23 protein-coding genes and 1 pseudogene are annotated in these 23,433 nt (G+C 68.4%); 11 read left to right on the top strand and 13 right to left on the bottom strand.

Features of this window, described 5'->3' with window-relative positions; genetic code table 11:
- Positions 1-7 precede the first annotated feature (7 nt).
- Positions 8-1,210, top strand: coding sequence for an acyl-CoA dehydrogenase family protein (locus QN239_RS10165; protein ID WP_499010018.1), 1,203 nt, complete (start codon positions 8-10; stop codon positions 1,208-1,210).
- Positions 1,211-1,278: 68 nt separating this feature from the next.
- A complete protein-coding gene (locus QN239_RS10160) occupies positions 1,279-2,625 on the top strand; it encodes an LLM class flavin-dependent oxidoreductase (protein ID WP_499010016.1) in 1,347 nt (448 codons plus the stop codon).
- On the opposite strand, the gene QN239_RS10155 is transcribed toward QN239_RS10160, so the two are convergent.
- Entirely contained in the window at positions 2,590-3,486 is an 897-nt protein-coding gene (locus QN239_RS10155; protein ID WP_499010014.1) for a LysR family transcriptional regulator, read from the bottom strand. The genes QN239_RS10160 and QN239_RS10155 overlap by 36 nt on opposite strands.
- Positions 3,487-3,553: 67 nt before the next feature.
- On the opposite strand from QN239_RS10155, the gene QN239_RS10150 reads away from it, so the two are divergent.
- Positions 3,554-4,213 carry an O-methyltransferase gene (locus QN239_RS10150; protein ID WP_499010013.1) on the top strand — a complete coding sequence of 220 codons (660 nt, stop codon included), beginning with the start codon at positions 3,554-3,556 and terminating at the stop codon, positions 4,211-4,213.
- Between the two features lie 3 nt (positions 4,214-4,216).
- Here QN239_RS10150 and QN239_RS10145 read toward each other — a convergent pair whose 3' ends face one another.
- Together QN239_RS10145 and QN239_RS10140 are read right to left on the bottom strand one after the other, a co-directional pair.
- The gene (locus QN239_RS10145; RefSeq protein WP_499010011.1) at positions 4,217-6,832 is read right to left on the bottom strand and encodes an AAA family ATPase; all 2,616 of its coding nucleotides are present in this window, start codon (positions 6,830-6,832) and stop codon (positions 4,217-4,219) included.
- A complete protein-coding gene (locus QN239_RS10140) occupies positions 6,829-7,974 on the bottom strand; it encodes a metallophosphoesterase family protein (RefSeq protein ID WP_499010009.1) in 1,146 nt (381 codons plus the stop codon). Before QN239_RS10140 ends, QN239_RS10145 begins: the two co-directional genes overlap by 4 nt.
- Positions 7,975-8,053: 79 nt before the next feature.
- On the opposite strand from QN239_RS10140, the gene QN239_RS10135 reads away from it, so the two are divergent.
- Positions 8,054-8,545, top strand: coding sequence for a SixA phosphatase family protein (locus tag QN239_RS10135; RefSeq protein ID WP_499010008.1), 492 nt, complete (start codon positions 8,054-8,056; stop codon positions 8,543-8,545).
- Positions 8,546-8,551: 6 nt separating this feature from the next.
- Here QN239_RS10135 and QN239_RS10130 read toward each other — a convergent pair whose 3' ends face one another.
- Entirely contained in the window at positions 8,552-9,097 is a 546-nt protein-coding gene (locus tag QN239_RS10130) for a DUF3558 domain-containing protein (protein ID WP_499010007.1), read from the bottom strand.
- Entirely contained in the window at positions 9,094-9,681 is a 588-nt protein-coding gene (locus QN239_RS10125; protein WP_499016688.1) for a DUF3558 domain-containing protein, read from the bottom strand. Before QN239_RS10125 ends, QN239_RS10130 begins: the two co-directional genes overlap by 4 nt.
- Before the next feature lie 105 nt (positions 9,682-9,786).
- On the opposite strand from QN239_RS10125, the gene QN239_RS10120 reads away from it, so the two are divergent.
- Together QN239_RS10120 and QN239_RS10115 are read left to right on the top strand one after the other, a co-directional pair.
- Positions 9,787-11,511: an ABC transporter ATP-binding protein gene (locus QN239_RS10120; RefSeq protein WP_499010005.1), complete on the top strand. Its 1,725-nt coding sequence runs from the start codon at positions 9,787-9,789 to the stop codon at positions 11,509-11,511.
- Entirely contained in the window at positions 11,508-13,394 is a 1,887-nt protein-coding gene (locus QN239_RS10115) for an ABC transporter ATP-binding protein (protein WP_499010004.1), read from the top strand. Before QN239_RS10120 ends, QN239_RS10115 begins: the two co-directional genes overlap by 4 nt.
- A 21-nt stretch (positions 13,395-13,415) precedes the next feature.
- On the opposite strand, the gene abmR is transcribed toward QN239_RS10115, so the two are convergent.
- Together abmR and QN239_RS10105 are read right to left on the bottom strand one after the other, a co-directional pair.
- Positions 13,416-13,952: an ATP-binding transcription factor AbmR gene (gene abmR / locus QN239_RS10110; RefSeq protein ID WP_499010002.1), complete on the bottom strand. Its 537-nt coding sequence runs from the start codon at positions 13,950-13,952 to the stop codon at positions 13,416-13,418.
- Between the two features lie 70 nt (positions 13,953-14,022).
- Positions 14,023-14,226 carry a hypothetical protein gene (locus QN239_RS10105; protein ID WP_187096551.1) on the bottom strand — a complete coding sequence of 68 codons (204 nt, stop codon included), beginning with the start codon at positions 14,224-14,226 and terminating at the stop codon, positions 14,023-14,025.
- 67 nt (positions 14,227-14,293) lie between these two features.
- Between QN239_RS10105 and QN239_RS10100 the strand changes: the two genes are divergently transcribed.
- A complete protein-coding gene (locus QN239_RS10100; protein ID WP_499009999.1) occupies positions 14,294-15,142 on the top strand; it encodes an AIM24 family protein in 849 nt (282 codons plus the stop codon).
- Between the two features lie 7 nt (positions 15,143-15,149).
- On the opposite strand, the gene QN239_RS10095 is transcribed toward QN239_RS10100, so the two are convergent.
- Entirely contained in the window at positions 15,150-15,743 is a 594-nt protein-coding gene (locus QN239_RS10095) for a DUF305 domain-containing protein (RefSeq protein ID WP_499009998.1), read from the bottom strand.
- A gap of 69 nt (positions 15,744-15,812) precedes the next feature.
- Here QN239_RS10095 and QN239_RS10090 point away from each other — a divergent pair, with 69 nt between their 5' ends.
- Together QN239_RS10090 and QN239_RS10085 are read left to right on the top strand one after the other, a co-directional pair.
- A complete protein-coding gene (locus tag QN239_RS10090) occupies positions 15,813-16,019 on the top strand; it encodes a cation transporter (protein WP_499009997.1) in 207 nt (68 codons plus the stop codon).
- Positions 16,016-18,217 (top strand): heavy metal translocating P-type ATPase, encoded by a 2,202-nt coding sequence (locus QN239_RS10085; RefSeq protein WP_499009994.1) that lies wholly within the window; start codon positions 16,016-16,018, stop codon positions 18,215-18,217. The genes QN239_RS10090 and QN239_RS10085 overlap by 4 nt, the downstream gene beginning before the upstream one ends.
- Here the strand turns inward: QN239_RS10085 and QN239_RS10080 are convergent.
- On the bottom strand, positions 18,203-19,312 hold the full coding sequence (locus tag QN239_RS10080; RefSeq protein ID WP_499009991.1) for an adenylate/guanylate cyclase domain-containing protein: 1,110 nt from the start codon (positions 19,310-19,312) through the stop codon (positions 18,203-18,205). The two genes, QN239_RS10085 and QN239_RS10080, sit on opposite strands and share 15 nt — an antisense overlap.
- A gap of 48 nt (positions 19,313-19,360) precedes the next feature.
- On the opposite strand from QN239_RS10080, the gene QN239_RS10075 reads away from it, so the two are divergent.
- Together QN239_RS10075 and QN239_RS10070 are read left to right on the top strand one after the other, a co-directional pair.
- Positions 19,361-19,849 (top strand): DNA-deoxyinosine glycosylase, encoded by a 489-nt coding sequence (locus tag QN239_RS10075; protein ID WP_499009990.1) that lies wholly within the window; start codon positions 19,361-19,363, stop codon positions 19,847-19,849.
- A 9-nt stretch (positions 19,850-19,858) separates the two neighbouring features.
- Positions 19,859-20,282 (top strand): annotated as a pseudogene (locus QN239_RS10070) (SRPBCC family protein).
- Here QN239_RS10070 and QN239_RS10065 read toward each other — a convergent pair.
- The 4 genes from QN239_RS10065 to QN239_RS10050 form a co-directional block, all read right to left on the bottom strand.
- Entirely contained in the window at positions 20,283-21,374 is a 1,092-nt protein-coding gene (locus tag QN239_RS10065) for an HNH endonuclease signature motif containing protein (RefSeq protein ID WP_499009989.1), read from the bottom strand.
- Entirely contained in the window at positions 21,371-21,661 is a 291-nt protein-coding gene (locus tag QN239_RS10060; protein ID WP_499009987.1) for a hypothetical protein, read from the bottom strand. Before QN239_RS10060 ends, QN239_RS10065 begins: the two co-directional genes overlap by 4 nt.
- Positions 21,662-21,785: 124 nt before the next feature.
- Positions 21,786-22,046 carry a ribosomal protein L7/L12 gene (locus QN239_RS10055; RefSeq protein ID WP_499009985.1) on the bottom strand — a complete coding sequence of 87 codons (261 nt, stop codon included), beginning with the start codon at positions 22,044-22,046 and terminating at the stop codon, positions 21,786-21,788.
- Positions 22,030-23,427: an amidase gene (locus tag QN239_RS10050; RefSeq protein WP_499009983.1), complete on the bottom strand. Its 1,398-nt coding sequence runs from the start codon at positions 23,425-23,427 to the stop codon at positions 22,030-22,032. The genes QN239_RS10055 and QN239_RS10050 overlap by 17 nt, the downstream gene beginning before the upstream one ends.
- Between the last annotated feature and the right edge of the window lie 6 nt (positions 23,428-23,433).

Below are 23,433 nucleotides of genomic sequence, written 5' to 3'. Positions count from 1 at the left end.
GGTTGGCATGACCACTGTGGAACACACCTCCCGAATCCTGCCGGGATCACCCGAATGGACCGAGCTGCTCACCCGCATCGGATCGGGCGCCAAGGACCGAGACCGTAACGACGAGAATCCTTTTGACCAGGTGGCCGCCCTCAAACGGGCCGGCTTCGGCACGCTGCGCGTGCCAACCGAGCTCGGTGGTGCGGGATTGACTGTCCCGCAGCTTTTTTCCGCGGTCATCGATGTCGCACGCGCTGATCCGATTGTTGCCCACATCTTCCGGGCGCACTTCTGGTTCGTCGAGGAGCGGCTGCGCGGTGACGACCGGCGCTGGCTGGACAAGGTCATCGCAGGCAAGACCTTCGGCAACGCCTTCAGCGAGAAGGGCAGTCTGGCGGTGGGCAGCCTGGTGTTCAACACCCGGCTACTGCCGGCGCCGGGTGGCGGCTTCCGCCTGGACGGCGAGAAGTACTACAGCACCGGCACCCTGTTCTCGGACTATCTGACTACCACCGCCACCACCGACCACGACTCGGTGGCCACCGTGGTGGTGCCCGCGGACCGGGCCGGCGTCAAGCTGATCGACGACTGGGACGGCTTCGGCCAGCGCCGCACGGGTACCGGCACCACGACGTTCAGCGGGGTCACCGTGGCCGCCGACGAGGTGCTCAGCGACACCCCGTACGACGCCGAGCCGTCCCCCACCGTGCAGTACGCCTCGCTGCAGCTCTACATCCACGCCATCGTGGCCGGGATCCTGGAGTCCGTGGTCGACGACGGGGTGGCGCTGCTGCGGTCACGGGAGCGCAGCTTCAGCCACGCGGTGGCCGAGAAACCCACCGAGGACCCGCTGCTGCAGCGTCAGCTCGGCGAGTTGGCCAGCACCGCCTATATCGCGCGGACCGCGGTGCTCGACGCCGCCGCCGCCATCGCGGCAGCCGATGCGTCGGCGGTCAACGGTGTCCCCGACGCCGAGCTGGCCGAGGAAGCTCAGCTCAAGGCCGCCAAGGTCAAGGTGCATCTCGACGATGTCGCCCCGGAGGCCGCCACCCGGCTGCTGGAGCTCGGCGGGGCCAGCGCGGCCAGCCGGGCCCGCAACCTGGACCGGCACTGGCGCAACATCCGCACCATCACCCTGCACAACCCGGTGGGTCTGAAGGCGCGCGCCATCGGGCAGAACCTGCTGCACGGCACCCCCGTCCCGGCCAACGCCTACTTCTGACCAGTGATTTCGGCGCGCTGGCGTTCGCTGAGCGAACGTCAGCGCGCCGAAATCGCATAGGAGACCTCATGACCAAGCAACTGCACCTCGGCGGCTTCCAGATCGCCTCGCAAGTGACCCACAGCCACGCCGCCTGGCGCCATCCCGGCAGCGATACCGCATTCACCACCCCGGAGTACTACCACCGGATCGGGCGAATCCTGGAGCGCGGCAAGTTCGACTTCGTCTTCTTCGCCGACCTGCTGGCCGCTCCGGCCCGGTACGGCCGCGATATCAGCGAGCCGCTGCGCCGGGGCACCCAGGCCACCGCCACGCTGGATCCGTCCATCGTGGCGGCCAGTATCGGCGCCGTCACCTCCAAGCTCGGTGTGGCGATCACCAAGTCCGCCACGTACTTCCATCCCTATGAACTGGCGCGCATCTTCGCCAGCCTGGACCACCTCACCCGCGGGCGGGTGGCCTGGAACATCGTCACCTCCCTGACGCAGAGCGAGGCGCAGAACTTCGGCCACGACAATCACCTCGATCACGAGTTCCGCTACGAGCGGGCCGAGGAGTTCGTCCGCACCGCGATCGAGTTGTGGTCCAGCTGGGATCCCGACGCCCTGGTGCTGGACAAGGAGACCGGCGTGTTCGCCGACCCGGGTCGGATTCGTCGCGTCGACCACGACGGGCAGTACTTCAAGAGCCGCGGCCCGCTCAACGTGCCCCGTTCCCCGCAGGGACGCCCGGTGCTGATCCAGGCCGGATCGTCGAACACGGGCCGCGATTTCGCCGCCCGCTGGGCCGAGGCGATCTTCGAGATCGACCCCACTCCCGAGGGCCGGCGTGCGTACTACGACGACATCAAGTCGCGGGCAAGCAATTTCGGCCGAAACCCGGACGGTGTGCTGATCTTCCCCGCGTTCATCCCGTTCATCGGTGAGACGGAGTCGATCGCCCGGGAGAAGCAGGCCTTCCACAACGAGCTGGCCGACCCGATCTCCGGGCTGATCACCCTGAGCGTGCACACCGACCACGACTTCTCCCAGTACGACCTGGACGCACCGGTGGAGGACGTGCAGGTGACCGGCACCCAGGGCCTGTTCGACACCGCGCGGCGGGTGGCCAACCGGGACAACCTGACGTTGCGGGATATCGGCAAGTGGTACGCACAGGGTGTGCTGCTGCCCCAGTACGTCGGCACCGCCTCGCAGGTGGCCGACCAGATCGAGGAGTCGTTCACCGCCGGAGAGGCCGACGGATTCATGGTGTCGGCGGCTCAAAGCCCGGGCACCTTCAACGATTTCGTCGACTACGTGGTACCGGAGTTGCAGCGCCGCGGTCTGTTCCGCACCGAGTACCAGGGTGACACGCTGCGCGATCACCTGGGGCTGAGCTCAGCAGACGATCGCGTCGCGCACGCGGTCGCGTAACCATCGGTGCTCGCCGTCGGCCTCGTTGCGCGGATGCCAGGCCATCGCCAGCGAGAGAGGCGGTAGCGGCAGCGGAACCGGGAAGCTCACCAGCCCGAACGTCTGGAGGGCCGCGGCCCCGATACGTTCGGGGAGCAGACCGACCAGGTCGGTGTTCTGCACCAACACCAGGCCACCGGCCGGGCTCGGCGCACTGGCGACCACGCGGCGTTGCAGACCCTGCTCGGCCAGCAGGTCGTCGACCGGGCCACGTAACCGGCCACGGCGGGAGAACACCACGTGCTCGGCGGCGGCGAACCGCCGGAGCGTGACCCGCCCGCGGGTCAGCGGGTGTCCGGCCCGCACCACGCCGACGAATCGGTCGTCGAGCAGATGCTCGACGACCGTTTCCGGCTCGGTGGGCCGGATCTGGCCGATCTCGATGTCGACGGTTCCGTCGCGCAGCGAGTGGGTGTCCTCATGACTCTCGCCGACGAATCGCAGTGTGACACCGGGGGCTTCGCGACGGACGGCGGCCAGTAGCCGGGCACCGATCTGACTGAACAGACCGTCGCCGGCCTGAATGGCGAACACCCGGGCCAACGTGGCCGGGTCGGGTGCGGTGGGTGCGACGAAGATCGCCTGCGCCTGGGCCACCAGTTCGTGCACCGGCGCCTGCAATGCCAGTGCACGGGGTGTCGGCACCATGACCCGGCCGGCACGCACCAGCACCGGATCGTCGAGGATGCGCCGCAGCCTGGCCAGAGTCCGGCTCATTGCCGGAGCCGAGGTGTGCATACGCTGCGCGGCCCCACCGACACTGCGCTCCTGCAACAGCGCGTCGAGTGCCGCCACCAGATTCAGGTCCAGATTCAATTCCATTTGGGATAACTATCCATGATCAAACATGCACTGGAGTCAATCATGGATCGACCCTAGCGTGGTTCCCATGACCAATTCACTGCAATCACCCTCCGTCGCCGCCGTGCTGCACCGGCTGCTGACCACCGAACAGGAACACGACCCCGCCGAGTTCGCCCGGGTGCCGGCGTTTCCGTTGGATCTCGATGCCGCACAACGCGCCGAGCTGTTCCGGGATGTCTACATGTCGGTGTCCGACGCCGGCGGTCGACTGCTGTACCTGCTCGCGCGCGCCACCGGTGCCCGCCGGATCGTCGAGTACGGGACATCGTTCGGGGTGTCCACCCTCTATCTGGCCGGTGCCGTCCGCGACAACGGCGGCGGCACCGTCATCGCCACCGAAATGCAGCAAGCCAAAGCCGCAGCGGCCCAACGTAACTTCACCGAGTCCGGGCTCGACGACCTGATCGAGTTGCGTACCGGCGACGCCCTGCAGACACTGGCCACGGTGCCCTTCGACGTCGATCTGCTGCTACTGGACGGCTGGCCCGACCTTGCCCTGGATGTCCTGCGACTCGTGGAGCCACGGCTGCGCGCCGGCGCCCTGGTGCTGGTCGACGATGTCGACATGGATTGGGGCAGTGACGTTCACGGCCCGCTGCTCACCTACCTCGACGAGTCGGGACGGTACGTGTCCCTCACGCTGCCGGTGGGCGACGGGATCCGCGTCGCGGTCTACACGCCGTAGAGCTCACGCGGACAGTTCGATGACGTGCGAGTCGGCGATACCGGCGTACCGCTCCGGATCACAGGTGAGCACGATGACCTGACCGTCGCCACCCACGGCGTCGAACACCGCGGCCATCTTCGTCAGCCGGTCCGGATCACTGAAACCCAAGGCGTCGTCGATGACCACCGGCACGGTGTCCTCCTTGGCGACCAGCGAGGCGCACGCCAACCTGGCCACGATCCCGATCTGTTCCTTGGCGCCGCCGGACAGCGATTCGTAGCCCACCGTGCGGCCGCCCACCGTACGGCTGCAGATGCGCAGTGAGCTGTCGATGTCGACCTCGAAGTCCGCGCCGAAGACCATCCGGCCCAATCGCTCGATCTCCCCGCGAAACGGCTCGATATAGCGCAACCGCGCCGATTCGCGGTGCCGCGCCATGACCGAGCGCAGGAGTTCAGCGGCCCTAGCCCGGCGCTCGATGCGCTGGTACTCCGAAAATGCGTGCTCGCGTTCGGATTCGGCCGTGTCCAGGGCACCCTTGCGGCCTTCGGTGCCGTACAGCCGCAGCGCGGTCGCGATATCGGCGAGCGCAGTCGCGGCCGCGACCCGGTCCCGCTCTGCCGCGTGCGCGGCGGCGGTGGCCTCGGCCAGTGCCGCGGTGACCAGGTCCGGGTGCGCGGCGGCGAGCTCCGCGTCGAGGGTGGCCACGGCGGCGGCCGCGCTCCGCGCGTGCTCGGCATCGGCTTCGGCACGCTGTCGTAGCGCCTCGTCGGTGGCCACCACGCGCTCACCGGCCAGTCGTTCGGCGGCGGCAGTCAACTCGGCCTGTGCGGTGCCCAGCTTCTCCCGCAGCACACTCGCCGCGACCGTCGCCTCGCTGAGGCGGGTGGCCAGCCGGGCCACCAGGCCGCGTCGTTCCTGGGCGTCACGATCGGCCACACGGGCCGCCGTCAGCGCCGCGTCGAGTTCGGCCCTGGCGACGTCCAGATCCCCGTCGGGGTGCGGTCCCCCCTCGCACAGGACGCGGTGCCGCGTGCGCAGCTGTTCCACCGTCTCGTCACCGGTCAGCGCATCCACCGTGGCGCGCAACCGGTCCCGGGTTGCGGTGCACTCTGCCCGCCGTGCGTGCAGAGTGCGGGCGGTGGCCGCATCAGCAGCATCGCATCGGTGCAGCACCTCGGCCAGCGCCTGACGGGCCGCATCGAGCGCGGCGGCGGTGTCCACCGCGTCCGCACCGGGGACCACCCGGGCCGACAGCACCCCGGCGATCTCGATATCGGTCGGTGCGGCGACGCCGGCGGACCACTGCTGCCCGGCCGCGAGCACCGTGGTCTGATCCCCGGACCGCAGCTCGATATCGGCCAGTGCGACGAGTTCCACATGGGCGGAGGCGAGTTCGGCCCGGTCGGCTGCGCGTTCCACGGCCCGCTCGGCGGCCTCCACCTCCCGCAACAACGCATCGGTGATGGTGATGGACGCCAGTTCGGCGCCGACCCGCTCGAGCTCACCGGTGGCGGCGTCGATACGCGCCAGCTTGCCTGCCAGCCGGGCCGCCTCATCGCGGGCGGCCAGCGCGGCCACCGCACCCCGGGCAGCCTCCACACGCGTCCGAGTGCCCTCTGTCGCGGCCTCGCCGGCGATCGCCGACTGTTCGGCGGCCGCGTGCTCGTCCCGGGCTGTGGCCTGGGCGCGCGCTGACTCCGCCGCGACAGAGATCAATTCCGCTGCAGCAAAAGATCTTTCGTCGATCTCGCCGCGAAGACGATCCCGCTCGGCGACCGCAGCCGCCGAGCCGCCGCGCTTGGCTTCGGCCGCCGCGGCGACCAAAGCCGCCTTGTCCCGCTCGGCGGTGAGCCGCTCGACGGCGGCCGCCACCTCCCGCGCCTGCGCCAGCCGCACCTGGGCGGCATCGCGCTGCGCGGCAAGTTCGGCCACGGTGGTCGTCAGCACTGCGTGGCGGTTGACCGCGTCGTCGACCTCGGCCACCGCCGCGGCACGTGCGGCCACCTCCGCGTCGGCGTCCCGCAGCCGCTGGATGGCCGCGGCCCACAGGCCGGTCGGGCGGCCGGTCTGGGTGAAATAGGTCAGGTACTCGGCGTCGATGCGGTCGATCAGCAGCGGATCGGAATCTGTGCCGCCGGTGTCATCCTCGGCTCCGGCGGCCACGTCGAGCGCGCGCGAGAGCGCATCACAGCCGGACAGATCCACCGGCGCGGTGGCGGTCGCCTGCAGCACCCGCTGCGCCTGCCACAGCGCCGTGTCCACGGTCTCGTCCAGCATGGCCAACACGCGTTCGTGCGCCTCGTCACCGGTGAGCTGCTCACGGCGCGGGGACAGCACGGTCAGCTCCGTCTCGGCACGCTTGTGGAACCGCTTGCGATAGACGAAACGGTAAGGACCGGTGGAAATTTCGGCGATAACCTCCGAACCCACATCGGCGTGGGTGGGCTTGACTGCCTTGACCTCTTTCTTGGTGGAGCGGTCCTTGGACATCAACAGCAGGTCGAGCGCCTCGATCATCGAGGACTTGCCGATCTCGTTGGCACCGCTGATCACCACGACTCCGCGGTCGGGGAAATCGATATCGCGGTGGGCCACCCCTCGGTAGTTGGTCAGTGTCAGGCGGTGCAGTTTCATGCGACGCGCCCTCCGGCGAGCCGCAGCAGCAGCCCGAGGGCCGAGCGGGCGTCGTCGGCGTCGGCACCGTCGGCCCGTGCGGTGGCCATCAACTCCTGCACCGCGCCGGCGGCGAAACCGCCGATCGACAGATCGTCGAACTCACCGTCGGCGGGGATCACCGCGATATCGGTGTGCCGCTCCCACAACCGCAGCGAGGCGAACAGCCGCGCATACCGGTCCAGGCAGGCATCCAGCTTCGCCTTGTCGGTGACGGTGAGCGAACCCTTGAGCACCAACCGCACGACGGTGCGGTCCTTGTCCGGCAACTGGTCCAGGTTGATGTCCAGACTGGCGATATCGCGGTCGTCGTCCACCTCGTGGCGCAGGGTGATGAATCGCCACCGACCGATATGCCGCGCGGTCACCTGCGCCTGCGCCTCGTCGAGATCGACGATGAGCACATGCCCCGGATCGGATTCCACGTCGTCGTAGTTGGTGACCTCCGGGGAGCCGGAGTACCAGATGCGTCCCGTGTCACCGACCCGGGTGCGGGAGTGCTTGTCCCCCAACGCGACATAGTGCACCGCGCCGCGGTCGAGTGCGTAGTTCAGAGCGGCCAGCCGAATCAGCGACGGCTTGGCCGGGTCCGGGTCCAGCACGTCCACGCCACCGTGCGCGACGAGCACCCGCAGCGTCCCGTCGGCGGGCAGCGACTGCAGCACCGCGCCGGCCAGATCGGTGGTCGGCGCCTTGGACCGCCACGGCGCGGCCACGATCTCCAGACCGGGACGAACCTCGAAGACGCCGTCGCGGTCCAGCACGGTAACATTGTCGGGCCGTTCCGCGACGAACAGGGCGCTGGTGTAGACGGAGCCGGCGTCCAGCGGGTCGTGGTTGCCCGGCAGCAGGTAGACCGGAACCCCGATGGCGCGCATGGCTTCCAACGATTTGCTGACCTCGGCGGGCGCGAGCTGGTTGTGCTCGAACACGTCACCGGCCACCACCACGAACTCGGCCCCGGTCTCGGCGGCCAGCGCACCGAGCCCCGCCACGGCCTCCCGACGGGCTGCCGAGTAGCGCGGCTGTGCTTCCGAGCCACCGGCTCCGAGGAAGTGCCGCGTCATACCGAGCTGCCAGTCGGCGGTGTGGAGGAAACGCATGACGGGAAGTCTAGGTTCGACCGCCGACAAGTCCCGGGATGCGCGTCGGCTCGCCGTTGCAAAACCGTACGGTGGCTCTATGCGAACCCTCATCTTGTTGCGGCACGGCAAGTCGGACTATCCGACCGGAGTGTCCGACCACGACCGTCCGCTGGCCCCGCGCGGCATTCGGGAGAGCGCGCTGGCCGGGGACTGGCTGCGCGAGCACGCACCCCGGATCGACGCCGTGCTGTGTTCCACCGCGACGCGGACGCGGCAGACGCTGGCCCGCACCGGCATCGACGCACCGGTGACGTTCGTCGATCGCCTCTACGACTCCAGCCCGGGCATCGTCCTCGCCGAGATCAACGAGGTCGCAGAAGATATCGACACCCTGCTGGTCGTCGGGCACGAGCCGGTGCTCTCCGCGCTGGCGTTGGGGCTGGCCGGGCAGGCCAGCTCCGCGGAGGCCGTCGAGACCATCGAGCAGAAGTTCCCCACGTCGGCGATCGCGGTACTGCAGGTCCAAACGCCGTGGAGTGCGCTGGAACTGGGCGGCGTCCAGCTGGTCACCGTCCACGTACCCCGGTAGCGGTGGTCAGGAGCTGGTGGCCAGCGTCAGTTCCATCAGCTTCAGCGCCATCGAGCAGGCGTCGATACCCGGCGTCTGCGGGTTCACCCACCAGCCGACCACCCCGCTGGCATCGCTGGCGACCCCGCACGCGCCGTTGGCCGCCGGGTTCTTCATCACGATGGACGGCACACCGGCCACCGCGCGGTTCTCGACCTGGTACTTCAGCTTGTCCGCGACCTGCTTCTCGTTGTCCAGGCTGCCCTGCTCGAACCAGAACCGGGTGATGTCGATCAGGCCCGCAGGGTTGGCGGCCTGCCAGCGGCACACCGCACCGACGAAGGTGCTCTGGATGTCCAGCGGATCCGCCCCGACGGTCTTGGCCAGGATGTCCTCGGTGAGGACGTCGCATTCCTTCAGCAGGTTCGGGTAGGTCTTCTGCGAGTCGTTGTTGCGCGGCACATCGCCCGAACCGGCCTTCACCGCCGTCCCGTCCACCGTCGAGGAGCAACCGGCCAGCACCGCGACCACTGAAGCCATAGCGGCCAGCGCAGCGAGAACCCGGCGGCTCATTTGGCGTTCACAATCGATTGCCGGGTCAGTTCCTTGGCCACCTCACACGCGTCCGGATAGGGCTTCTCGGCGAAGCTGACGGACCACTCGATGAAATCGTCGTCGAACTGGATACCGATCTCACACAAGCTCTTGCCCAGCACGGGGTCCTCCCCGACCGCGATGAAACCGCTGCGTCCCTCGATGGTGATGTCGTCGACGCTGGCGCGGGACAGTTCCTCGGTCTTGCGCTCGCGACCGATGGGGCTGCCGCGGAAGCTGGTGAAGGAGAAGTGCGGGCCGACGATGCCGCCACCGGCCAGCCACTGGCACCCCACCGAATTGCGCGCGGTGTTGACCAGACCGGTCACCTTGGTCAACTGCGCGACCGTCTGGTCGCTGATGCCGCCGCACTCGGGGAAGATCGGACCGTGCTTGGCCTGCGGTGCCGCGGCCGTACTGGAAGGGACCTGCGGCGAGCTCGGACTGTCCGAGTTCGAGCAGGCGGCAACCAACGGGAGCGCGGCCGCGGCGGTCACAAGGACCAATGTCTTCGCGGGACCGCTGAATCGGCGGTGGCCTCGTCTGGGCGTCACGACATGCACTGTAGCGGCAGCCTGGCGCAGAACCACTGACATGCGCACTGACCTGCCTTTTCGTGTCCCATGCCGAAGATCGGCGGACACAGGGCGGTATGCGACAGTAACCAGATGCTCTTGGCGTTGCTGCGACGGTACGTGCGGCCCTACCGCGGGTTGCTCATCGTCGTGGCGACGCTTCAGGTGATCAGCACCCTCGCGTCGCTGTATCTGCCGACGATCAACGCCGACATCATCGATCAGGGTGTGGCCAAGGGCGACACCCCGGCGATCGTCCGCCTCGGCGGCGTGATGCTCGGGGTGACCGCCCTGCAGGTGGTGTGCGCGGTGGGCGCGGTGTTCTTTGGCTCCCGGGCCAGTGTCGGCTTCGGCCGCGACCTGCGGTCGTCGATCTTTCGCCATGTGCTCGGCTTCTCGTCGACCGAGACGGCCCGGTTCGGTGCCCCGACGTTGCTGACCCGGACCACCAATGACGTCCAGCAGATCCAGCTGCTGGTGCAGATGACCTCCACCATGCTCATCACCGCACCGATCATGGGTGTCGGCGGTATCGCGATGGCGGTGCACCAGGACGCCGGCCTGTCCTGGCTGCTGCTGATCAGTGTGCCGGTGCTGGCGCTGGCCAACTATCTCGTGATCAGGCATCTGCTGCCGATCTTCCGCTCCATGCAACGCCTCATCGACGGGATCAACCGGGTGCTGCGCGAGCAGATGGCCGGTATCCGGGTGGTGCGGGCCTTCGCCCGGGAATCGCTGGAGCGCAGCAGGTTCGACGAGGCAAACCGGGCGCTGGCGGACACCGCGATCACCGCCGGACGGTGGCAGGCCGTGATGCTGCCGGTGACCACCCTGGTGATCAACGTGTCCAGCGTCGCACTGATCTGGTTCGGCGGGCACCGCATCGACGCCGGGCAGATGCAGGTCGGTTCGCTGATCGCGTTCCTGGCCTATTTCATGCAGATCCTGATGGCGGTACTGCTGGCCACCCTGCTGCTGGTGCTGCTGCCCCGCGCGTCGGCGTGCGCGGAACGCATCACCGAGGTGTTGGGCACCCATCCACAGATCACTGACCCCGCGCATCCGGTGCGCGTCGACGCGCTCCGTGGCGAAGTCTCCTTGCGCGGAGCCACCTTCAGCTACCCGGGCGCGGACCGACCTGTCGTGCAGGGGGTTTCGCTGACCGCCCGGCCGGGCACCGTGACAGCCATCGTCGGCAGCACCGGATCGGGCAAATCGACACTGGTGTCGCTCATCGCCCGCCAGTACGACGTCACCGCCGGCGCGGTGCTGGTCGACGGACTCGACATCCGGGACTACGGCACCGAAACCCTGTGGTCGGCAATCGGGTTGGTGCCCCAGCGCGGCTACCTTTTCACCGGGACGATCGCCGACAACCTGCGCTACGGACGCAGTGACGCCACCGAGGACGATATGTGGACCGCGTTGCGGGTCGCGGCCGCCGACGATTTCGTCCGGGCCGACCCCGACGGCCTGCAGATGCGGGTCGCCCAGGGCGGCATCAACTTCTCCGGCGGTCAGCGGCAGCGGCTGGCCATCGCGCGGGCGGTGATCCGGCGGCCCGCGGTGTACCTGTTCGACGATGCCTTCTCCGCGCTGGACGTACGCACCGATGCACGGGTGCGTGCGGCGCTGCGCGAAGCGTCGGCGGACGCGACGGTGATCATCGTGTCGCAGCGGATTTCCACCGTGGCCGGTGCCGATCAGGTGATCGTCATCGATGCCGGCCGGGTGGTCGGCACGGGCACGCACTCCTCGCTGCTGCGGGACTGCCCGCCCTACGCCGAGTTCGTCGACTCCCAGTCGGTGACCACATGACCCGACCCATGCGCGGTATGCCGCAACCACCGGCCGCCCGGTCCAGGGATTTCACGGGTTCCGCGATCCGGTTGGTGAAGCGACTGACACCGCTGCGCGGGATGACGGTGGCGGTGATCGCGCTGGGCGTGTGTGGGATCGCGATCGGGGTGATCGGTCCGCGGATTCTGGGCCACGCCACCGACCTGCTGTTCAACGGGGTCATCGGGCGTGGACTCCCCGCTGGGATCAGCAAGGAACAGGCGATCGAGGCGGCCCGGGCCAGGGGTGACAACACATTCGCCGACCTGCTCTCGGGCATGAACGTGATACCCGGTCACGGTGTGGACTTCGGCGCGGTGGGGCGCACCCTGCTGCTCGCCCTGGGACTGTATCTCGTTGCCGCACTGGTGGTCTGGGTCCAGGCCAGGATTCTCAACGTCGTCGTGCAAAGAACCATCGCCACGCTGCGCACCGATATCGAGAACAAGGTGCACCGGCTGCCGCTGTCCTACGTGGATGCCCGTCAGCGCGGTGAACTGCTCAGCCGGGTGACCAATGACGTCGACAATGTGCAGTCCTCGCTGGCGATGTCGATCAGTCAGTTGCTCACCGCGGCACTGACGGTCATCGCCGTGCTGGCGATGATGCTGACCATCTCACCGCTGCTGGCCCTGCTGACCGTGCTGACTGTGCCGCTGTCGCTGCTGGCAACGCGGGCCATCACCCGCCGTTCGCAGAAGCTGTTCGTCGCGCAGTGGACGAACACCGGCCGGCTCAACGCCCACATCGAGGAAACCTACAGCGGTTTCACCATCGTCAAGACCTACGGCCACCGCGACCACGCCTGCGCACAGTTCGCCGAGTTCAACGACGATGTCTACCGCTCCAGCACCGGCGCGCAGTTCCTGTCCGGCCTCGTGGGGCCGGCCACCACGTTCATCGGCAACCTCAGTTATGTGGCCGTGGCGGTGGTCGGCGGCGTCCAGGTGGCGACCGGCCAGATCACTTTGGGCAGCATCCAGGCGTTCATCCAGTACGTGCGCCAGTTCAACCAGCCGCTGACCCAGGTGGCCGCCATGTACAACACCCTGCAGTCCGGGATCGCGAGCGCAGAGCGGATCTTCGATGTCCTGGATGCCCCCGAAGAGGCTCCCGATCCCCCGCCTCCGCCGGTGACACCCACCGTCGGCCGGGTGGAATTCGACCGGGTCACCTTCGGCTACCGGCCCGGCACCCCGGTGCTACGCGACCTCTCGCTGGTCGCCGAGCCCGGGACCACGGTCGCCATCGTCGGGCCGACCGGCGCGGGCAAGACCACCCTGGTGAACCTGCTGATGCGGTTCTACGACGTGGATTCGGGCCGGATCCTGCTGGATGGCACCGATATCACGTCGATGCCACGGGCGATGCTTCGCTCGCGGATCGGCATGGTGCTGCAGGACACCTGGCTGTTCGGCGCCAGTATCTACGACAACATCGCCTACGGCCGCCCCGGCGCCGGACCGGACGAGGTGCACGACGCCGCCCGCGCCGCTTTTGTCGACCGGTTCGTGGCCGGCCTGCCCGACGGCTACGACACCAGGGTCGGCGATGACGGTGGCCGTCTCAGCGCCGGCGAGAAACAGCTGATCACCATCGCACGCGCGGTGCTGGCCCGCCCGCAGCTGCTGATTCTCGACGAGGCGACCAGCTCCGTGGATACCCGTACCGAACTGCTCATCCAGCAGGCACTGGCCGAGTTGCGCAGGGACCGGACCAGTTTCATCATCGCCCACCGGCTGTCGACCATCCGCGATGCCGACCGGATCGTGGTGATCGAGGACGGCCGCATCGTGGAGCAGGGCACCCACGCCGACCTGCTGGACCGCCGCGGCGAGTACTGGGCATTGAGTCAGATGTAGCCCCGGTCGCGGCCGCCAGGACTAGAGCCCCGGTCCCTCGGCCCGCAGATCGTCCACCGCCGTCATCGCCGCACGCAGCTTGGACAGCCATTCGTCGGTGTGCTCACCGACCAGACGTACCGACCAGGCCAGCGCGTCGGAACGGGACCGGGCCACACCGGCGTCGACCAGGGTATCCAGTACCTGACGCTCGGGCTGGCGCAGCCGCGTCATGACCGGTACGGCCAAGTGGGTGAACAGGATTCGCTCCTCGCCGGCCCGGACGCCCCAGGAGACCTTGCGCCCGAAGCGATCCTGCGCCTCGTCGGCGATCCGCATGCGTTCGCCGCGGGTCTCCTCGCGGAACTTCGCGGCACGGCCCGACAGCCGCGATGTGCTCTCCTCGCCGTCGGTATCGGGCAACCGGCCGATGACGGTGATCTCTTCGCGGTCGACCACGACGTCCGGATCGCCGGCGAACCAGCCGTCGGGCAGCCGTCCGGCGAACCAGTCGGCGGCTTCCGCGGCGTCGCGCGGGGCACGGTGCCCGTGATCTCGATGATGATGATGTGTCCTCATGATTACATGATTACACCGTTACAAAGGCATGTGGGCGCAGTTCACCGACGGTGAACAACGCGGCTGTTACCTACCGCTTGAGCAGCACTGCCGCACCGCCGGCCAGCACCAGGGCCACCAACAGCAGCCCGGCCCACCCGGCACCGGCCAGCCACCACACCGCGGCAACGGCGATGACCGCCGGCGATACGAGAAACAGCACCATGCCCGGATGTTGCCTGGCCACTGCAAGGGCACTCTTGGCCCGCACCCGATCGAGCTCGTCTCCTGCCATCAACAAAGAATGCCAGCCTAAGGTGGCTCTAGCACGTGCCGAATTCTGGGGAATTTGAGGAGATACGGTGAGTGGTCAGTGGCTCAGAGATCCCGAGGGCCGGTTCGAATACCGGTGGTGGGACGGACAGAAGTGGACCGATCAGGTCTCACATCAAGGACAGGTGCACGCCGCACCGTTGGGCGCGCCGCCCGTGCAGCAGCAGCCGGCGCCACCGCAGCCGGTGACGCCCCCTGCCGGCGACGGATTCACCGGTATCACCGGCGATCTGGTCGACGGACGGTTCAGCGAGAAGGAATCGGCCGCCGTCGCCAACCAGAACAAGAAGTTGCTGCGCGTGCGCGTCGGTGAACCGTTCCTGGCGCGCCAAGGTGCGATGGTGGCCTACCAGGGCAATGTCGAGTTCACCTACGAGGGCGGCGGCGCCGGGAAATTCCTCAAGAAGGCACTGACCGGTGAGGGCCTGCCCTTGATGCGGGTCGCCGGCCAGGGCGATGTGTTCCTGGCCGAGCAGTCCTTCGATGTGCACCTGCTGCATCTGAACAACTCCGGCTTGTCGATCAGCGGCAAGAACGTGCTGGCCTTCTCATCGAGCCTGGACTGGAACATCGAGCGGGTCAAAGGCGGCAGCATCGCCACCGGCGGCCTGTTCAACACGACACTCCGCGGCACCGGCTGGGTGGCCCTGACCACCGATGGGCCACCGGTGGTGCTCAATGCCGCCGAAGCGCCGACCTTCGCCGACACCAATGCGGTGGTGGCATGGTCGGCCAACCTGCAGACCTCGCTGAAGACCAGCTTCAAGGCGAGCGCGCTGATCGGGCGCGGTTCCGGCGAGGCGCTGCAGGTGGCTTTCGCCGGTCAGGGCTTCGTGATCGTCCAGCCGTCGGAGGGCATCACCGTCCCGGTTCAGTGACCGGTCGCTACAGCGTCTGGAGGATCGCCTTCATGGTGTCGATCTCCTTCTGCTGAGTTTCGACGATGGCGTGGGACAACTCGATCGCCGGGCCGTACTGCCCGGTGGCGATCTCGTCCTGAGCCATGGTGATCGCACCCTCGTGGTGCGCGATCATCTGGGTGACGTAGAGCTTGGCGGCTTCCGGGCCGGGGGCGTTGCGCAGCGCCTCGATGTCCTTCTCGGAGACCATGCCCTGCATCGAATCGTGGTTCATCGGCGCCATCGCCGGGCTGCCCCAGGACGTGAGCCAGCCCTGCATCTGCTGGATTTCGGGGGCCTGCGCGGCCTTGATCTCGGTGGCGAGCTGAACCACCCGGGCGTCGACGCCCTGCTTGGCCAGCAGGATGTCGCTCATCTGAACCGCCTGGGTGTGGTGCGGAATCATCATCTGGGCGAACATCACGTCGGCATCGTCATGGGCGGTGGCACCCGCACCGGCCGATGCCGAACTGGGGTGGTCATGGCCGGCGGTGCCGTCGTGGCTCGTCGCACTGGGCTGGCTGCTACAGCCCGCCAGCACCGCAACCGCTGCCGCAATCACTGCCGCTGTCTTCTTCATATCTCTCCTCACATCGCTGGGCCGGACGTGACCGTTTACCCATACCCCCTACCGGTATACCATGGGGGCATGAACATCGTTCTCAATGTCGAGGGTATGAGCTGTGGCCACTGCGTCTCGGCCATCACCGCCGCGGTACAGCCGCTGCCCGGCGTCACCGGAGTCGAGGTCGACCTCGGCGCCGGCACCGTCACCGTCTCCGGCACACCCGGCACCTACCCCGATCGCAAAGCCGTGACTGCCGCCATCGAGGACTGCGGTTACGAGGCAGCATGAGCACCCTCACCCTCGACGTCGGCGGGATGACGTGTGCCTCCTGCGCAGCGCGAATCGAGAAGCGACTCAACCGGATCGACGGCGTTCACGCCACCGTGAACTTCGCCACCGAGCAGGCCCGCGTCGACTTCCCCGACACCGTCAGCCCCGACGATCTGGTCGCGGCCGTCGAGTCGACGGGTTACTCCGCCAGCCTGCCCTCACCGGAACCTGTGGCCGCCCCCGAACGTGACGAGTCCGCCGAGTGGCGGCAACGGCTGCTGATCAGCGCCGCCCTGAGCGTGCCGGTGGTGGCACTGTCGATGATTCCCGCACTGCAGTTCACCAACTGGCAGTGGCTGGCCTTCACGCTGGCGTCGCCGGTGGTGGTGTGGGGCGCCTGGCCGTTCCACCGGGCCGCGTGGACCAACCTGCGGCACGGCGCCGCCACCATGGACACGCTGATCTCGGTGGGCGTCAGCGCCGCATACCTGTGGTCGGTATGGGCGCTGTTCTTCACCCATGCCGGGATGCCGGGTATGAAGATGCCCTTCGAGTGGGTGTCCCGCGGCGGTGCGCCGCACCTGTACCTCGAAGTGGCGGCCGCCGTCACGACGTTCCTGCTCACCGGACGGTATTTCGAGGCGCGGGCCAAGCGCACCTCCGGGGCAGCGCTACGGGCCCTGCTGGATATGGGCGCCAAGGATGTCGCGGTGCTGCGCAACGGGACGAGCGAGGTGCGGATCCCGACCTCACAACTGGCGGTCGGCGATGTGTTCGTGGTGCGCCCGGGCGAGAAGATCGCCACCGACGGCACGGTTACCGCGGGCACGTCGGCCGTCGATGCGTCGATGCTGACCGGCGAGCCGGTGCCCGTCGAGGTCGGTCCGGGCGACACCGTGGTCGGGGCGACCGTCAACGTCGGCGGACGGCTCGAGGTGCGGGCCACCCACATCGGTTCGGACACCCAGCTGGCACAGATGGCCCGGTTGGTCAGCGAGGCGCAGAGCGGTAAGGCCGACGTGCAGCGGCTGGCGGATCGGGTGTCGGCGGTCTTCGTGCCGATCGTGATCGGGTTGGCCCTTCTGACCTTGGCGGGCTGGTTGCTGATCGGCAGCTCGGTGGCCGCTGCCTTCACCGCCGCCGTCGCGGTGCTCATCATCGCCTGCCCGTGCGCGCTGGGACTGGCCACGCCGACCGCACTGCTCGTCGGTACCGGCCGGGGAGCGCAGTTGGGCATCCTCATCAAGGGCCCGCAGGTGCTGGAGTCCACCCGCCGCGTGGACACCGTGGTGCTGGACAAGACCGGCACCGTCACGACGGGTCGGATGTCGGTGGTCGCGGTACACGTCGTCGATGGCGAATCCGAGGCCGAAATCGTCCGGCTGGCAGGTGCTCTCGAGCATGCCTCCGAGCATCCGATCGCCCGCGCGATCGCCGAGCACGCCGGCGGGACACTGCCGCCGGTGGACGGGTTCGAGAATCACGGCGGACGCGGGGTGAGCGGCGTCGTCGACGACCGGGCCGTGGCCGCCGGCCGGGTGTCCTGGCTGTCCGAGGAGTGGGCCATGACGGTCCCGGCCGATCTGCGTTCCGCCGCCGAGGCGGCCGAAACCCAGGGCCGCACCCCGGTATGGTTCGCCGCCGACGGACGTATCCGCGCGGTCATCATCGTCTCCGACACCATCAAGGACACCGCGGCCGAGGCGATCGCCCAATTCCGGGCTCTCGGCCTGACTCCGGTCCTGCTGACCGGCGACAACCGTGGCGCCGCCGAAGCCGTTGCCGCACAACTGGGTATCGAGCAGGTGGTGGCCGAGGTGCTGCCCGCCGGCAAGGTGGCCGAGATCAAGCGGCTGCAGGCTGGCGGTGCGGTGGTGGCGATGGTGGGCGACGGCGTGAACGATGCCGCCGCGCTGGCGCAGGCCGATCTGGGTCTGGCGATGGGCACCGGCACCGATGTCGCCATCGAGGCGTCGGACCTGACGCTGGTGCGTGGCGATCTGCGCGCCGCCGCCGACGCGATCAGGTTGTCCCGAGCCACCCTGCGCACCATCAAGGGCAATCTGTTCTGGGCGTTCGCCTACAACGTGGCCGCGCTGCCGCTGGCTGCGCTGGGACTGCTGAACCCGTTGATCGCCGGCGCGGCGATGGCGTTCAGCTCGGTGTTCGTGGTGACGAACAGCCTACGGCTGCGCCGGTTTTCACCTGTTCGGTAGCCGCGCCCGGAACAGTTTGGTGTCATCCTTGATGCCCTTGAGTCGCCGTGCACCGGCGAAGGACCACTCGAACCCGGCATCGTCGCCGATGGCGTCGCGGGCGGCCTCGGACACCAGTACCGAACCCGGCCGTGCGACGCCGGTGATACGGCTGGCCAGGTTGACCGGGCTGCCGAACCAGTCCCCGCCCCGGCTGACCGCCATACCGGTGGCCACGCCGGCACGCAGACGCAGGAAATCCTCGCCCGCCTCGGTCGCATCGACCAGAGCCAGCATCGTGACCAACAACGGCACCGGGTCCGGGCTGACCAGCATCACGGCATCGCCGATCGACTTGATGAACCGCACCGGTGGCACGACCACGTCGTAGGTCAAGTCGACCAGGCGGCGCGCCAGGTCCTCCAATTCCTCGGGCGGCACCGCCTCGCCGAGTCGGGTGAAGCCGACCAAATCGGCGAAGGCCACCGCCACCGGCCGGGCGCCGGGTAGCGGCAGCCCCTTGGCGCGTTCCCCTGCCGTCACCGCCTCGGTCTCCATGGTGTGGCGCAACTGCAGCCGAAGCATGTCCTGGATCATCGGCCCGAGCAGCGGATCGGCTTGGCGCAGCAGGGCTTCGGAGGCCTTGGCGATCTCCAGTTCGGTGGCGCCGGCGGCCATCATCGCCGAGAGCGCGGTGAACCGAATGGCTTCTGCCGTCTTGGCCAGACCATCGGCAATGACCCTGATCACCGCCACGATGCGCTCCTCATCGAAGCCCAGATCCATGAACTTGACGACATACGAGGTGATGTCACCGTCGATCGCGGGGTGGACCCGCGCGTCCGGATCGTCGGACTGCGGTAGTCCGATGGCGCGCTGGATCCGCCGCAGCAGATCGAGATCGATGCCGGTCGACTCGCAGATCTCACGCGCCGACACCAGCGTGCCGTCATCCCCGAGTACCCGTCGTGACGCCAGGAGCATCGGTGAGTACGCATCACGGATCTGGCCGGTGGTGATGCCCTGCTCCAGTAGCCACTCGATCAGCTCGGCGCGCTCGGCCCGCGCGTCCCCCTCGAGCCCGTCGAGTAGGTCGGCGATGTCTGGAGAGTCCACGACGTCAACGTAGCGGTACGGGATCGTCGGTGTGGGATCGTGGCTGGAATGACCGACGTCCTGCGCGGGCTGCCACCGTTGGTCGGTGCCGGCGCCCGATTGCTGATCTGCGGCAATATGCCCAGCGTGATGTCGCTGGCGGCGGCCGAGTACTACGGCAACCCGCGCAACGCGTTCTGGCGGATCGCCGGTCAGGTGTACGGGTTCACCGCGGACGCGCCGTACCCGGAGCGGGTGGAGTCGCTGCTGGCGCACGGCATCGCGGTGTGGGATGTGCTGCGGACCTGTATCCGCCAAGGCAGCCTGGATTCGGCGGTGCAGCGCGACAGCATGGTGCCCAACGACTTTGCGGCCTTCTTCACCCAGCATCCGTCGATCGAGCGGGTGCTGTTCAACGGGGCGGCCGCCGAGACGAACTACCGGCGGCTGGTCGGCGTCACCCCGGTCCCCGCCGTGCGGTTGCCGTCCACCAGTCCGGCGCAGACCATGCGCTTCGCCGACAAGCTGGCGATCTGGCGCGCCGAACTGGCCGACTAGGATCGCGCCATGAAAGGTTCAGTGACCGTACACATGAACGCGCCGGCCGACCAGGTCTGGAATCTGATCGCCGATGTTCGCAACACCCCCAAGTACTCACCGGAGGTGTTCGAATCCGAATGGCTGGATGGCGCGACCGGACCCGCGCTGGATGCGCGGTTCCGCGGGCACGTCAAGCGCAACGAGATCGGGCCGATCTACTGGACGACGTGCCGTGTCACCGCCTGCGAGCCGGGGACAAGCCGGTGAACAACTGGCATTACGCCCTGGCCCACGCCGGTGACGGCACGGACGTCACCGAGTCGTTTTGGATGACGCCCGGCCTGCTCGACACCGTGTTCGGTATCTTCGGCGGCCAGTTGCGACCCGGCGCAATATCCGGGATATGACCACCACCCTCAACCGGATCAAGGCCGAGGTCGAGGCGGGCTGATCACCCGGACGCGTCTTGGGCCTGGCCCGGCGGTCCGTCACCCAGAATCTGTTCGGGGTGGTGGTAGAGGTTGGTGCGGGCTTGGCCGGTGTCCAGTAGTGGTGGTGGGATCCATTCGACGTGGCCGGTGGTGGTGAGGACGGTTGTCCAGCTGCCGTCTTTGACGAGGCGGTTGTGCGGGCCGCAGGCCAGCACGAGTTGGTCGATATCGGTGCTGCCGCCGCGGGCGAAATCCTGCACCGCGTGGTGGGTTTGGCAGCCATAGGCCGGGACCCGGCACCCGGGGAACGTGCAGCCGCGGTCGCGGTAGGTGAGCACCAGACGCTGATCAGCACTGGCGCAACGACGGGTCCGCCCGAAATGCAGCGGCCGCCCGGTCACGTCATCGAACACCGCCAGGCACAACAGCGAATGCGAGGCCATGCGGATGACCTCACGCATCGGCACCCGGCTGCCGGCCGCGGTGACCGCGTGCCCGGTCGCGGCGTCGAAATCGGCGACGGTCGCACCCAGCACCACCGTCACCGGCAACCCGTTGTGCTCACCCCACTCACCCGAAGCCAACGCATGGCGGGCGACGGTGATCAACGCGTCATGCTGACGCTGCCCGCGGGTGCGGGTATCGGCGTCGATCGCCTCCTGCGACGGGGCGCCCCTGGTGCACGGGGACTCATCGGCGGGATTGCACATGCCGGGTCCGGCGAGCTTGCCCAGCACCGGTTCCAGATACGCCCGCCCCTGCGCAGTTACCGTGCCGTGGAATTCACTGTTGCCGTCCTCGTCCTGCGGACCCAGCACAAACGTCCGGCGCTCCGCACCCCGCTCAGCATCCTCATCCTCATTCGGTTCAGGCCCGTCCGGGTCCAGCACGGCGAGCAGATGCTTGGCCAGCGCGCGCAGGGTGTCTGGATCATGGGCGCTCGCATACCCGGCCAGCCGGGCCTCGGCATCGGCGCGGGTCGGCTCATCCACGGCGAACGGAATCTTTTTCATGGTCGTGGTGATGATGCGGACATGCTCGCCGGTGATCTCCCCGCGCGCCTGCGCGGCCGAGGTGCCCGGATATACCGGCGCCAACGGCTCCCCGGTCACCGACCGCCGTGGGGCCAGCAGTTCCCCTTCGGCCAGGCGGCGCCAGCCTCCTGCGGGGAGAGCCGCAACCGGATCCCCAACGCATCACGCCAACTCCGCGCACCCAACTCAGCCGGACTGGCTTGGGCCTTCACCGCCGCCATCACCCGATGCTGAATCGCCGGAACCCGCCGATACACCCGCTCCAACACGGTCTGAACATCCAGCAACTCGGCCACCGAGGCATCGTCGAACACCGCGCCCGACAACTTGTCGAGCACCGCCTCCACTTCGACCACACCCTCCATGACTCGAACACTAGTACGAACCACCGACAAGATCAGACGTTATCCACAGCTCCAGAAACCATCCACAGATTCACCCGCACAACATGATTCGATGTTGCGCCGACCGAGAGACAGTGCTAGCGCGCTACCCCAGCCGATCCACGATGTCCTTGGCCTCCTTCAAGCCCAACCCGGTCTCGTCACGGAGCACCTTGATGGCCTGGATCTTCTTGCCCTGCAGGGCAAGATTGCGGACTGTCGTGCTCGCCCAGGTCTCATTGGGATCCCCCACCGGTCGCGGCGGCACCGCACCACCCACCATCCGTTCCAGCGCCGCCACCCGGCGCTCGAGTTCCTCGACCCGACGCTGCACATCGCCGTCGCTTGCGCTACCGAACAGTCCCATGGCTCACAGTGTGCCCCGGCGGGCGTCGATGCGCCCACGGCCGGGCCGACTCGATCTGCGCGCCCAGCGACAGCAGCGTCGCCTCGTCGGACGGTCGGCCGATCAGCTGGATCGACATCGGTATCCCGTTGGGGTCCAGTGCCCACGGCACCACGGCCGCCGGCTGCCCGGTGACATTGCACATGGCCTGGAACGGCACCCGTGCTGCCACCAAAGCCAGGGTGGAGATGGCGCCGCGGCGCTGATACGCCCCGATCCGCGACGGTCCGGTGGCCGCGCCGGGGGTGAGGACCACGTCGACGTCGTCGAAGATGGACAGCACCCGCGCCGCGATGGCCGGCTCGGCGGCCCGGATAGCGGCCATCCTGCGCTCGGACAACAAACCGCCGATCCGGGCGAAAGCCCTTGTCCGGGAATCCAGCCGCTCCGGGTGCGGCAACATCTGCACATCGTCGTAGACACCGCGGAAGTACCGCGGCAAGGCGTGGCCGTACACCACGCCGACCGGATAGTCCGGGTCCCGTTCGATGACCTCGTGGCCCAGATCGCGAAGCAGCCCAACGGCTTCGGTGACGGCGGCGCGCTGCGGAGCACCGACCCGTGCCGTCACCCCGGGCGGCACCTTGAGACTCACGGCGATCCGCAGCCGGCCGGGCGCTCGTGCCGCCGCGGCCACGAAACCGCCCCCCGGGGCGGTGGCGTCGAGGAACAGCGCGGCATCTGCCACGGTGCGCGCGAGGGGGCCGTTGGCCACCAGACCGCACCAGGAGTTCTCGTGCGGTGCCGTGGGCACCCGGTCACGCTGCGGCTTGATCCCGAACAGACCACACCAGGTGGACGGCACCCGGATCGATCCCATGCCATCGGATCCCAGCGCGATCGACGCCAAGCCGGCGGCGGTCGCCGCACCACTACCCCCACTGCTGCCGCCGGGGGCGAAATCGGTGTTCCACGGGTTGTGCGTCGCCCCGTAGCTGAGGGTTTCGGTGAACGGCCAGATCATCATCTCCGGCACCGCGGTCTTGCCCAGGATGACCGCACCCGCGGCCCGCAGCCGCCGCACCACCTCGGCGTCCGCGGTGGCGGCGGGGCCGTGCGCGCTGCTCCCGTAGGCGGTCACCTCTCCGGCGACATCGGTGTCGTCCTTGATCGCCACCGGCACACCGAGCAGCGGCAGCCGCTCCCCGACGTCCAGCCGGACCTGCGCCGCGGCGGCCTCCGCCCGCGCCGAGTCGGCGAGAACGACACGGTACGAACGGATCTCGGGATCGATATGCGCAATCCGGTCCAGGAACAGGTCAAGCAGATCGGGCGCACTCAGGGTTCCGGCAGCCAGCATGCGGGCGTGTTCGGCCGCGCCCGCGAACGCGATATCGCTCATCGTGGC

The sequence above is a fragment of the Mycolicibacterium sp. Y3 genome, assembly GCF_051188035.1.
Classification (GTDB): domain Bacteria; phylum Actinomycetota; class Actinomycetes; order Mycobacteriales; family Mycobacteriaceae; genus Mycobacterium; species Mycobacterium fluoranthenivorans.
The sequence above is the reverse complement of the archived record's forward strand: the minus strand, read 5'-3'. Positions and strand labels throughout refer to the sequence as shown.